6 protein-coding genes are annotated in these 13,359 nt (G+C 43.1%); 1 reads left to right on the forward strand and 5 read right to left on the reverse strand.

Translation table 11 applies throughout. The features are described 5' to 3' along the window. Positions 1–315 precede the first annotated feature (315 nt). The 4 genes from IM450_RS22120 to pdxA all read right to left on the reverse strand — a co-directional run bounded on the left by IM450_RS22120 (position 316) and on the right by pdxA (position 9,981). Entirely contained in the window at positions 316–3,735 is a 3,420-nt protein-coding gene (locus IM450_RS22120; RefSeq protein ID WP_287669128.1) for an Eco57I restriction-modification methylase domain-containing protein, read from the reverse strand. A gap of 176 nt (positions 3,736–3,911) precedes the next feature. Next, complete coding sequence (locus tag IM450_RS22125; RefSeq protein ID WP_287669126.1) at positions 3,912–7,241, reverse strand: helicase-related protein; 3,330 nt, start codon at positions 7,239–7,241, stop codon at positions 3,912–3,914. Between the two features lie 108 nt (positions 7,242–7,349). Further along, positions 7,350–8,714: an NAD-dependent succinate-semialdehyde dehydrogenase gene (locus IM450_RS22130; RefSeq protein WP_287669123.1), complete on the reverse strand. Its 1,365-nt coding sequence runs from the start codon at positions 8,712–8,714 to the stop codon at positions 7,350–7,352. 250 nt (positions 8,715–8,964) lie between these two features. Continuing rightward, positions 8,965–9,981, reverse strand: coding sequence for a 4-hydroxythreonine-4-phosphate dehydrogenase PdxA (gene pdxA / locus IM450_RS22135; protein ID WP_287669120.1), 1,017 nt, complete (start codon positions 9,979–9,981; stop codon positions 8,965–8,967). A 191-nt stretch (positions 9,982–10,172) separates the two neighbouring features. Between pdxA and corA the strand changes: the two genes are divergently transcribed. After that, positions 10,173–11,330: a magnesium/cobalt transporter CorA gene (corA, locus tag IM450_RS22140; protein ID WP_149986613.1), complete on the forward strand. Its 1,158-nt coding sequence runs from the start codon at positions 10,173–10,175 to the stop codon at positions 11,328–11,330. A 203-nt stretch (positions 11,331–11,533) separates the two neighbouring features. Here the strand turns inward: corA and IM450_RS22145 are convergent, their stop codons facing one another. Beyond that, a complete protein-coding gene (locus IM450_RS22145) occupies positions 11,534–13,192 on the reverse strand; it encodes a CHAT domain-containing protein (RefSeq protein WP_287669116.1) in 1,659 nt (552 codons plus the stop codon). Between the last annotated feature and the right edge of the window lie 167 nt (positions 13,193–13,359).

The following is a 13,359-nucleotide window of genomic DNA, read 5'->3' on the forward strand; positions in this document are numbered from 1 at the left end:
ATTTATTGTAGGGTTGATTTATTGTAGGGTTGATTTATTGTAGGGTTGATTTATTGTAGGGTTGATTTATTGTAGGGTTGATTTATTGTAGGGTTGATTTATTGTAGGGTTGATTTATTGTAGGGTTGATTTATTATAGGGTTGATTTATTGTAGGGTTGATTTATTGTAGGGTTGATTTATTGTAGGGTTGATTTATTGTAGGGTTGATTTATTGTAGGGTTGATTCATGAATCAACCCTACCCTTTGGGGGTTTATGGGGTTTTAGTTCAATTTCCCCACTTCATCATTCATAATTCATAATTCATAATTCCCTTACAGGTTTTGGTAAGCTTTGAGGGTGGCAGTTTTGACGCTTTCGGGGACGAGGGGAAAGGTACTTAATATATGTTGAAATTCTGTTAAGGTTAATTCATACAAGTGGGCAACTATTGCATCTAATTTCGCTCTAATTGCCATTCTTTCTGCTTCTTCTGTTACTCCATTTTTATGGGAAACTATCCCCACTTCTTTCGCTAATTGATCAAATTCTTCTGTAGTACAAATCAATTTTGCTGCATTTTCTACTATCTCCTGAAAGTATTTATCTCCCTCTTTTAGTCGGGGGATAGGTAGCTGGTAGATGTAGAAAAAATTTAGGTTTTGACTAACTTTTTGTCTGAGCATCCAATCAATTAAAAAGCTGTTTAAAATGGTAACAATGAAAAATTTGAATCCCTCATTTTCTCGAAAATTATTTTGTTCATACTCACTAATAGATAACGAATTTCCGCAAAAAACTGATTTAGGTATCAGACTAGAAATTAAAGAGCGTTCGTTTGTACTTGATGAAACTGACCGAAATCCTAAACGATAGGTTTGATAGTCCAAGATTTGACCTTTATCGACTTCACCGCGTTTTAATAAAGCTTGTCTTGCTTCTTTTTCATCTAACCAGTATTTCGGTAAAGCATACCGATGGGTGAATTGATGAATCATTTTTCCTTCGTAGAGGGGTAGTCTTCCCTGTGCGGGTTCAGTTTTAAATAAATGACTATCATTAGTCATGTGAAATTCTGATGTTAACTTGAGATTCCATGTATCGGGAAGGGTTTCTCCTAGCAGGGGAAAACGAGACATTTTTTCTGCGATATGAATATCTATATCTTGTTTAAATTCCATTACCGAGAGGGAATCGGGGGATAGTTTGCGGATTAAATCGACGCTAATTACTAAACTATCTTTATGGGGAAAACGTTGTAATTCCTCAACATTGTGACGCATAAATTCCACAGGAAAGGAAAGAGTTTGTTTATTTTTCTCAAAAGTTATAATGACAAACTTAAAGCGACTATCTACACCTTCAAAAATTGTTTTACGATTTTCAAAACAAAATAATCCTGTCACATTTGTCTGAGAAAATAACATTTCTCGCAGTTGTTTGGTTCCTAAATCGGTATAAATTCCACTGGGAATAACTATTCCACATTCTCCCCGGGGATGGAGGAGATTAAAACATTGTTCAACAAAAAGCTTATAGAGATTAATATCCGTCCCTTGCTTTTTCCCATTAACAATAGAGATTTGATTTTTATATTGTTCCGAGGAACGAAAATAGAGACTAACGTGGGGGTATTGACTTTGATATTCTAACCATGCTTGAGCGATTTCGGGATTAGTTAACAGTTTTTTCTGTTCCTTTTCAAACGTCTTGATGTCCATTTTATTTTTAGTCACCAAGTCGCTATGCTGAGAAAAAAATTCTTTCGCTTGGGGTTTAAAGACTTCCCAAGGGGGATTGGTGATAATCACATCAAAACCACCTTTTTCTGTAATCAGTTTATCGAAGTGATAACCCCAGTGGAAGGGTTTCAGGGACTGCATATCAGAGAGAGTTAATAAACGTTTCTTTGCTTTTCCCGTTAATTGTGCGGATTCGTACTTAATTGACAACTTACCGCTAAACTCATCTAAGAGAATTTGGTTTAATTTCTGCACCGATTCGCGGTTGACATCCTCGATGTGATTGCGTAACATCTGGAGACGGTTTTCTTGGGGGGTTCCCTCTACTTCTCCCAACCGAAAAGCGTGTTCTTTGTATAATTCAATACTGCGGTTTTTTTCCGCGAGAATTGTCTGATAATTTTGCGCGGTGAGGGTTTGCAGAATGTTTTCCTCTCCCATGAGATTAAAACTTTTTTCGTCCACGCGAATTAAACCGATGAGGGAATTTCCCGACATGATATTAAAATCAATATTCGGTAAGGGTTCCAATTCTGTCACCGATTGTGCGGCAGCAACTAAAGCGAGAAATAAACGCAGTTTTGCGATTTCCGTTGCTTCCTCCATGATATCGACACCGTAGAGGTTATCGGAAATAATTCTTTTTTTGATGTAATATCCGAGGGAGGGATGGGATTTTCTTACCTCTGTTAACCACTGTTTTAATTTACTGTCTCCCCGTAGTTCAATTGTCCCAATCACCGCGCTATAAATTCCGATTAATGTCTTCATCGCAGCCACTAAAAAAGCACCGGAACCACAGGCAGGGTCTAAAATAGAAAGCTGGGGAAGAATATCTTCAATCAGAAGCTGACAGAGGGGAGAATCGAGATTAATTAGTAGTTCAGAAATACTGGCAAATTGTTTGCGGGGATAATATTGATTGCTTCTCTCGACAATCCATTTATTAATCGTCCTATCACAGAGATATTCAGTAATCTCCGGACGGGTATAGTAAGCACCGAAAGCTTTTTGGTTGATATACTTTTCAAAGATATATCCCAAAACATCGGGGTTAATTTCGTCATCGCTTCCCCCCGGAGTGTCGTCAAGGTTCCAAGAGTAACGGGAGAATAAATCGAGGATATTCTCAAATGCTTGGTCATCAATACAAATGTTTTGATAAAGATTTTCGAGGGGATGTTGGAGAAATAATCCTCCGTTAAGATATTTGACTTTTCCCACCAATGCAGTTACTGTCTCATCTCGTTGGGATTCCGGTTGAGCGAATGCTTGGAAAAAGAGGGTTTGCAGAAACTGACGATAAAATAAATTTTTCCCGCGTCGTTGACTTGCTTGTAATTGGTTTTGCAGATAGTTGAAGTCGTTATCGATAAATCCCTTGCGCTGCAGGAAATAGACGAACATTAAACGATTGAGAATAACCGAAGTGTACCATTTTCGATCGCTTTCTCGATCGATTCCTTGGATAAAGGGGAGGAACTGTAAATGCTCTCGCTGAAATTCCTGATAAAATTTCTTGGTAATCTTTTCGATATCGAAACCTTTTTGTAAGCGATGGGCCACCTCCACCACGGAGGGTTCCCCATCTTCAAAGTCGGTGATATCGAGGACTAATTCCGCTAGTTTACCGAGAAATAAATCTCCCGGTTGTCCTTTTATATAAAGATGGTCACGGATATAACTTTTACTTCCCTCTCTTTTTACCCAGTACCATAAACTGCGTGTCCGTCCCCCATCGACGAAAATTAGCAGATTTTCGGCAATTCTTTCGATAACTTGCTGGTGAATGTCCCGACGAAGTTTCGCATCGGGTATATCGGTAGTTGTCACCTCTAATACTGCTACTCCGGACACTTCCGCAATCCGTTGACAGGGATATTCTTGGTTGTCAACGGTGATACTAACAGTTTTTTTTGCGCGAGGATGAGACCATCCCAATTCCTCGATAAACAGTTCCCCAAATTGGAAGTTACATAATAAGTCACGAGTCCGGGAGAAGTTGAGGGACATAATGGACCTCTTGGAAAAATTAAAAATTGTTGTTAGGGTTAGGAGTCAAAAGGTTTGATCCCCCTAAATCCCCCTTAATAAGGGGGACTTGAATTGGTTTGATCCTCCTAAATCCCCCTTGATAAGGGGGACTTGAATTGGTTAGATCCCCCTAAATCCCCCTTGATAAGGGGGACTTAAGAAGGTTGAAATAGACCCAAGGAACAAATAATCTGAGGTTCTTGGGTGGATTCTTGTGGGTGAACAATACAGAGACGGTCATCTTTATATAAAGATACCAGTAAGTCTGCCAATTGTCGGTCACTGATGCCGGTTCTTAAACCACGATTTAAGCGATCGAGAGCCGACTGTCTAAGGGGATAATGATACAATTGGTCGAGAGCCTTGCATAAATCCTCATGAGCAAATAGATCATCCTTACTATCTTGAGAATACCTTTTTAAGCGCTCGTAGGTCTTAAATTTTGCTCCCGTCAATCGTCCCAATTTAGATCCGGAGTTGTTTTCCTCCTCCGCGATTAATTCTGTCCCTTTTTGTACTAACTGATGGTGTTGGGGATGGGGGGGAATGGCCGGGGTTTGGGGATGACAGGCAGCGGACCGTAAAATAGTTAATTGGGATTGAGTCACACTATTTCCCTGCTTATCAATCCATGCTAAAGCATCATTCCCCCCGGCAGTTTTTAGATAAACCATGACTCCCTCCGGATGGGTTGCTGTCCCACTATGGCAACGGGTAGAATAAACCACCGGCGGCAGAGTCTCTATGGTATGTTTTAAACTAGGGTCAACTTCGATCGCATTTTTCCAAATTTGATACGCTTCCGAGGTTAAATCCACTTCTTGATCCTCCTCCTCATCGATAACCTCAGATTTTTCATGATACAGATCTAATAAAGTCTGGTTATCCATCTCCTCCTCAAAAAATACCTCATCGGTCCCCACCACGTCCGCATTCTCTCGCAGTCTTTGAGATAGTCTCGTCCGCAGTTTAATAATTCTCTCCACTCCCTCCGCAGGTAAAAAGGAATAACAGAGAATCTGACTTGCTTTTTGACCGATTCTATCTACCCTTCCGGCCCGTTGAATCAGGCGAATAATTGCCCAGGGTAGGTCATAATTAACGATAATGGCACAATCCTGTAAATTTAACCCTTCACTCAAGATATCCGTCGCAACCAAGACTCGTATTTCTTCCCCCACTTGCTGAGAATTACTGCGGGGACTAAAACGATGGACCATTTCCGCAGGATTAGCAGAGTTTCCCGTCACTCCCGCAATCTTATCCACTCCCCGATTTTGCAACTGAGTGACTAAATAACTGACTGTATCGGCAAATTGGCTAAAAATTAACACCTTTTCTTGGGGATGATTCTCCTCTAACAGCTGCCATAACTTCTCTAGCTTTTCGTCGGTCTCCGGCTGCCAGGTCCCACAGGTTTGCAATAATGCTATTAAAGCCAAGGCATCAGATTTTAGGTCTTTTTTCAATGCGGGTTTAAACACCTCGGGGTTAATCCACTGAAAGCGCTTGCGATAATCACCGCTATACTTTTGATACACTTGTTCGGCTCTTTTTTGATACTCTTTTTCTAATCCGGTTATCCCCCCAGTCTCCTCGGTTTCTATACTTTCATCTTCTCCCTGAGTGACTAAATCCTCATCCAGATAACGAGTGTCTAACAAAGCTGGATCCTGACTCCCGATGGGAAGGGGTAAATTATTGGCCATGGCATGAAGGAAAATATAGTTACGGAGAATATGACGGTCAAGGGATTGCAGGAAAGCATACCCCCCACTCTCCAAACGTTTAAATAAATTCGTCCGACAAAAACCCATTAATCTTTTACCCGCACGGGATAGACTTTTTAAGATGGTTTCTTCCTCTCCTGTCCCTTTGCATCCTTTAATTAGATAATTTCCCAATCCGTAACGGGGTAACTTCAATCCGTTGAGAGTTATCACCACTGCTTCCGAATATAAACGCGCATAAACCGAGTCTTGTAGGTCAAACTTGATTGTCTTTAGTTGTCGTTGGGGAAGATAAACCCTCGACCCATCAGCAAATTTTAGATACCGACGACCCTGTTCGTCTTCTGTAGCATAATTATTTTTGATAAAACCGCGAGTCCGTCTAATCATATAGAGACGCATTAAGTCTCTCCAGTCGTCGGGAGAGTCACTTTTTTCAAAGGCTGCTAGGGACCTAACCGAAGATTGGTATCTGCGATTAAATTCGATTTCTCCTCCCAGAGATTCTAGTAGTCTTTCGGGACGAATTCCGAGATTAGTATCCTCTTGAATGAATAAACGCAGTTGATTGGACAGGTCAAGATAGTTTTTATTGTAGGGAGTCGCAGTCAAGAGAATACAGCGACTTTCATTGGTGTTAATGTACTCCTGTATCACCCGATAACGTTTACCCTCCCGATTGCGTAGGTTATGACTTTCATCGATAATTACTACCCGATAGCGCCGCAGATTGGGTAATTCCTGCATAACCTGACTTAAGGGGATAATTTTCGCTCTTAATTTGTATTTATAGCTGTAATCCTCCCACATGGTTAGGAGATTTTTCGGACAAATAATTAAGATTTCTAAATCGTAGTCTTCCTGCAAAATATATGCTAGAATGGAAGCGATGCGCGTTTTTCCTAACCCCACCACGTCGCCAATTAGTACCCCACCGCGTCTTTGCACATAACGAGCGGCAATTTTAATGGCCGATTTCTGAAAATCTAGTAAGTCTTGGTCAAACTGTCGGGGAATTTTGTATTCCGCTAAACCGGCTCTCGCTTCAAAGGAAAGATGGTAAGCTATTTTTAAATAGATATGATAGGGGGGAATAAGACTTTCCCGGGCCCAACTTTCGTTAATCACCTTGACAATATCCTCGGATATATCCCAACACCAAGCATCGAACCAACGATCATTAAACCACTTTTGTAATTTGGCACAAGCATCGTGGTCAAGGACATCAATATTTAATTCTCCCTGCTGTTGTAATCCCGCAAAAGTTAGATTACTACTACCCAAAAATCCCACCGTTGGGTTATTGACATCCTGTCGATGAATAAGGTATAATTTAGCATGGAGATTATAGCCCAAAAATAAGCGAATTACTAACTTACCCGATTGAATTTGTTTTCCCAACCGTTGCAAAGCTGCCTGATCTCGATTGCTAGGATTCCCCCAAGTTAATTGTTGGCAAAAATCCTGAACAATTTGTTTTCTTAAACGAGCGCAAGTAGCCTTATCTATATCATTTGAGCGCTTCAATAAAGACAGGGATTGCTGTAGTAATTCCTGGGGTGCTTGCTGCATACCAATCAGCAGACGACAACAGGACAAATCACCACCGAGAAAGTGATCAATATAGGTATCAATGGACTGCCAACCGCGCAAATTAAAATAACCCACACAAAAATCAGCGCGTTGGGATGCTAATAAACTTTCGCGTAAAATTGGCAATAAATGGGACTCAATATTATCAATAATACGCGGCATATTTTTAATCCGTAGGGTACGATCTTCGATAGTGTAAACTAGCGATAATTATGGTGAGTGATTTTGGTTATGGTGGTGGGTTACGCGTTGCTAACCCACCCTACTGATTTACTTAATCCAAACAGTTTTAACGTTGACAAATTCGCGAATACCTTCCACACTTAATTCCCGTCCAAAACCGGAACGTTTAATCCCCCCAAAGGGTAAACGAGGATCGGATTTAACCATACCGTTAATAAACACACAACCGGCCTCAATTTCGGTAATTAAACGCTCAATTTCTGCGGGGTTATTTGTCCAAGCACTAGAACCCAAACCAAAGGGACTATCATTAGCTAAAGCGATCGCTTCCTCGATATTTTTGACTCGAAATAGTAAAGCCACCGGTCCAAAAAATTCCTCTTTTTCCCCAGGAGAACCAGCAGGAATATCGGTTAAAATCGTCGGTAGATAGAAGTTACCTTTCCCCTCTAAACGTTGACCCCCCACAAGGACTCTACCACCCATAGCGACGGTTTTTTCCACTTGAGCGGCAATTTCCGAGACGATCGATGCCGTGGCCAAAGGACCAATATCAACAGTTTCATCGAGGGGATCACCAACTTTTAAAGCTTGGAATTTAGCCACTAATAACTGTTCAAATTGATCGGCGACAGTTTCCATAACAATAAACCGTTTAGCGGCGATACAAGTCTGACCATTATTTAACAATCTTGCCGTCACTGCCGTAGCCGCTGCCACCTCGATATCGGCAGTATCTAAAACGATAAAAGGATCACTACCTCCCAACTCCAAAACCACCTTTTTGATCTGTTTTCCGGCGGCGGCTGCTAAACTGATCCCCGCCGGTTCACTACCAGTTAAAGTGGCAGCTTTTACCCGTTCATCGTTAATTAAATCACTAACGCGATCGGCCCCGATCAAAAGAGTTTGAAAAGTGCCTTCAGGAAAACCAGCTTCTAATAAAATTCTTTCCACCGCTAAAGCTGATTGGGGAACATTAGAAGCGTGTTTGAGTAGGCCGACATTTCCCGCCATTAAAGCGGGAGCAGCAAAGCGAAATACTTGCCATAAAGGGAAATTCCAGGGCATAACCGCTAAAATTACCCCTAACGGTTGATAACGGACGAAACTGCGACTAGCATCGGTGGCAATCAACACATCTTCCAGATAACCGGCGGCATTATCGGCATAAAAACGACAAACCAAGGCACATTTGAGGACTTCTGCGATCGCTGACTTGATCGGTTTCCCCATTTCTAAAGTCATGGTTTTAGCCAATGCTACTTGATCCCGTTCCAAAATCTCCGCCGCTTGCCGTAACCACTGTCCCCGTTGACTGATGGCGGTGCGGCGATACTGCTGAAAAGTTGTCTCAGCTAGGGCCAATTTCGCCGCCAATTCCTCCGAGGTTAGAGGGGTAAAAGTCTTGAGAATTTCTCCAGTGGCAGGGTTAACTGAAGCGATACCCATATCCCAATTGTCTCCTATCGAGCGCTATATCTCTAGTTTAGTTCTCCCGTTGTACCGCTGCTCACACTAATTTGGCGATCGGGATTAGGATTCAGGAGATAGGAGTCAGGAGATAGGAGTCAGGAGACAGGAGATAGGGTGATAGGGTTTTGGGGTGATAGGGTGATGAGACAGCTTCCCCACTTCCCACTTCCTAATTCATAATTCATAATTCATAATTCATAATTCTCATCTCCCCAACCCCCAACAGCTAAAACCCATCTGTACGGCGCTGCTGACATAATTCGATCGCTAATTGGATCGCCGCTTGCATACTCTGGGGTCTAGCGATGCCAAGACCGGCGATATCAAAAGCCGTCCCGTGGTCTGGAGAGGTGCGAACAAAAGGTAAACCGATGGTAGTGTTAACAGCACAGTCAAAAGCCATTAATTTGACGGGAATTAAGCCCTGATCGTGGTATAATGCCAGATATGCGTCGGCGGGTTGTCCTTGACCCCTAAACCAAGCGCGTCCCGGTTCCACCCAAAGCGTATCGGGGGGGACAAGGCCGATTAATTGGGTTTGCGGGTACTGCTGCCCCATTGACTCCAACCAAGGCTGTAACCAGTCCTTTTCTTCCCTTCCCAGTTTTCCCGCTTCGCCACTGTGGGGATTAAGACCGGATATGGCGATTTTTGGGCGATCGATGCCGAAATCTAGCTTTAAAGACTCGATCAATAGGTCTAATTTTCGGGTCATCAGATCGGGGTTAAGAGTATCGGGAACTTCTCGCAGGGGGATATGGGTAGTGGCGAGGAGAGTGCGTAAGTTATAGCCAGTGTGAGGGGATTTAGCGACGAATAGCATCCCATAACGGTTAATTCCTGCCATGGTAGCTAAAACCTCCGTTTGACCGGGGAAATCATAACCGGCCAACTGCCAACAGGATTTAGCGATCGGACCTGTGACAATACCGTCAAATTCGCCCTTGAGGGTGCGTTTTATGGCTTCTTGCAGGTAAAGAAAGCTAATTTCACCACTATGGGCATCCCCACGCCCGAAAACGATTTTTTCTTGATTGTAGGGCAAATCGATCAGAGAAAAGCGATCGAGGAGATGGGGATCGTGATAGGCTTTTTCGAGAAGCGTTCTTGTGCCGATTAGAGTAATCTGACAACTGCACGAGATTGGGGAATCGGCGATCGCTTTTAACACCACTTCAGGACCGATCCCGGCGGGATCACCGACGGGGATAACTAGACGGGGAATAAAATAGGCGGATTCCATAAATTTTGGCCGTCAATATTGCTAATTCTCCCGATTAATCTCATCGTTGACAATTATCAGGAGGGAATAAATCAGTAAACAATCTTCAGTTTACTGTAATCTCATGGCGATAGATAGTAACTTTAGGCAAATTAAATTTTTTAACTTTTCTGTTTTCTTATTGCCCAAATTAGCCAGATTGTTGTAAGCTTATGACCCAACTACAACCCGATATATTCGTCAACAATCGTCCCGATACCGATGGAGACGAGGAAGAAGACTACTTCGATTATTTTTATGATGAACCGGGTAGTGAACCGGGGACATTAATTATCGAACCGGATGCCAAACCCTCGCGGATTATTTTAATTGACTACGATGAAGATAACGCCGTTCGCAAGGTGGATATTACCCCCAATGCTTGCGCCCCCTATATTGGCACAAATACCGTGTCTTGGATGGATATTCAAGGGTTAGGGAGTGAGACGGTTTTAAAACAGGTGGGAGACATTTTTAATCTGCATCCTTTGTTATTAGAAGATGTGGTTAATGTGCCGCAGCGACCCAAGTTAGAGGACTATAACAATCAATTGTTAGTGATTTCTCAGATGGTGCGACTGAAGGAAGATGAAAGCGGTTTTGATACGGAACAGGTGAGTTTTGTCTTGGGAAAACGCTATCTTTTAAGTTTTCAAGAGGAGGAATTACAGGACTGTTTTGAGATAGTGAGAGATCGAATTCGCACTTCCCAGGGACGAGTACGGAAATCGGGGGCGGATTATTTGACCTATTTATTATTAGATACGATTATCGATGGTTATTTTCCCGTGGTAGAACACTACGAAGATCGGATTGAAGCGTTGGAAGACGCGATTATTAGTAATCCCGATCGAGATACAATGCAGGAAATCTATGATGTCCGTCGGGAATTATTGGCACTGCGTCGCTTAATTTGGCCGATGCGAAATGTCCTACATTTACTCATGCGTGACCATCATGGTATAGTCAGCGATGAGGTACAAATTTATTTTCGGGATTCCTACGACCACGTCATTCAAATTCTGGAAATTATCGAAGCTTATCGAGAATTAGCGGCGAGTTTGATGGATGTTTATATGTCCACTATGGGCAATAAATTAAACGAAATTATGAAGTTTTTAACCGTAATTTCGACGATTTTTATTCCCTTAACTTTTATCGTTGGTGTCTATGGCATGAACTTTGAGAATATGCCAGAATTAAAAGGAGAATGGAGTTACTTCATGGTCTGGTTAGTCATGTTAGCCGTAGCGGGAGGCTTGATTTTCTACTTCTGGCGCAAAGGTTGGTTTAAACCAATTTATTCCCTTAAAGAGGAAGCAAAAAGTTAGATAGGGTTTGCGGCAAAAAGTTTGTTGGTGGGGTTAGGAGACAGGAGCCGGTCGTCAGGAGACTCCGAGACAGGAGACAGGAGACTCCGAGACAGGAGACTATTTTATTTATTCTCCCATCTCCCCACCTCCCCAATTCATAATTCATAATTCATAATTCATAATTCCCACTCCCGACGACAAACTTTTTCAGCCAACCCTAATTATTCCACCACAAATGCGAGGATTTGGCCTTCGTAACTGCCGAAGCGAATCTGTAAACCGGACTCTAGGGGAACTTCTTGGTTATGTACCTGCTTCCAGTGGCCATCTTGGTAGATAAAAGTACCAAAACGGGAGAAATCTTCGAGAAAGTATTGATAGTCGGGATGATCGGCATTTTTACGGCAAATTATCCGACAATGGTTTTTACTAACCCATTTTTCAGTAATCTGTAGATCATTTTCCATGTTCCGTCCTATATTCATGCCACCACCACGGATTGACAATTTTCTTTCGGGACGATCGAGATAGTATAAGAAAGCGGCGGGCATGGTTCCGCAGACATTGGGCATAACCGTCGGTGATTGAGTCTCATCAAGGGTTTGCAGCAATTGCCCGTCGAATTCTGGGTGCATATAGAGAATCGGCAAAGTCCAAGCGGGCTGATTGTACTTGTAGAGGGTTAATAACTGCTGCCTGGCGATACGAACGGCCTGATCGATAGGGACTCTCGGACCGGGAAACAAGTTGGACATCTGCGCTTCTTTGTCTTTGAACCCGAAGAGGGTGCGGGTAAAAATTTCGATAAAACTCAAGGCCTCTCTATCGGCGATCGCATCTCGCATGGCCAAAACTGCGGGAACGCCGTGGTGAATCAAGACTTCCGCCAGACTGCTGCGGGGGATCATCTCCTGACCCGATTTAGCGGGATAAGCACCCCAACAGGCATTAAAAACGGTTAAAATGACTTGATTTCTCACTAAAGCTTGGGCCAACTCCGTCCCGTTTAGCTGTTCTCCTGTCCGCAGAAATAGGGAACCGCCATTGGGGGCGGCGATTCCGTGGCCAGCGTAGAAAAAAGCTTGATATTTACCCGTATCCAAGGCCCTGGTCAGTTCTTCGGCCCCCGGTCGAATTAAGGTATCGACTTTGATTTTCACTCCCCAATTCTGAGGGAGGGAACCACTGCCCCCAGGAGAGATGGCCCGGATAAGATTGGCGGCCTCGGATTCCAGTGCCTGGTCGGAATTAGTTTCTCCACCCGTATTAATGGCGGTGAGGTTGAGGGAACTAGCGGCGGTTTTAATCTGTTTTTCGCCGATAACTAAGAGAATATTGAGACTATTACTCGGTTTTATCGGTGGTAGTGGTTCCACATCGCTGGTGGTCCGGCTAAAGAGTATATTCGGATGCAGAGATATGGCCTGTTTACCAGCTTGCTGCATAATTTCCCAGGGCAGCAAAATTAAATAGGGGTTGCGACATTCCAAGCGAATTCGCAGGGGCTGATTTTTGCCGAGGGCGATTCCCTGACTTTGGGCGAAACTTTGACCAATTGATGCTTGAAATAACCATTGCCAGAGACTAATACCTAGTTTCTGCATTAATTGACCGCCATAACTGCCGCCTTCTCCCGAAAGAGTCAGTTTAGGTCGGGAATTTCCCTCTAATTGCTCTAACATCGGCAAGGTCGGCATTTTTTCCAGACAGAACATTTCCTGCCATGCCATCCATTCCGTGGTTAGACTCTCGGTCCATTCACAGTCATGATGCACATATCCCCCCGGTAGGGGTGCTTTCGTCACCCAACGGGCGAAATGATTACTCGTGGCTAAACTAGAGATCGCTAAATTTAGACTAGGGATGGCATCATCGGTCATTGTGGCTATTGAGAAGTCTATAGAATGTTATTCTAGAGGATTTCTGAAAGCTAAGGAAGAGTATTAAGTAGCTGGTTATAATTAAATCAAAAATAGATTTTAGGTTCGATCCCCCCTGCCCCCCTTGATAAGGGGGGTGCCGATAGGCGGGGGGATCCCCCCTGCCC

The organism is Microcystis sp. M083S1, from assembly GCF_020246405.1.
Lineage (GTDB): Bacteria > Cyanobacteriota > Cyanobacteriia > Cyanobacteriales > Microcystaceae > Microcystis > Microcystis aeruginosa_C.

Bases quoted from the DNA above. Each gene is read 5' to 3' on its own strand.
- IM450_RS22120 (WP_287669128.1), bottom strand. From the start codon at position 3,735: ATGTCCCTCAACTTCTCCCGGACTCGTGACTTATTATGTAACTTCCAA.
- IM450_RS22125 (WP_287669126.1), bottom strand. From the start codon at position 7,241: ATGCCGCGTATTATTGATAATATTGAGTCCCATTTATTGCCAATTTTA.
- IM450_RS22130 (WP_287669123.1), bottom strand. From the start codon at position 8,714: ATGGGTATCGCTTCAGTTAACCCTGCCACTGGAGAAATTCTCAAGACT.
- pdxA (WP_287669120.1), bottom strand. From the start codon at position 9,981: ATGGAATCCGCCTATTTTATTCCCCGTCTAGTTATCCCCGTCGGTGAT.
- corA (WP_149986613.1), top strand. From the start codon at position 10,173: ATGACCCAACTACAACCCGATATATTCGTCAACAATCGTCCCGATACC.
- IM450_RS22145 (WP_287669116.1), bottom strand. From the start codon at position 13,192: ATGACCGATGATGCCATCCCTAGTCTAAATTTAGCGATCTCTAGTTTA.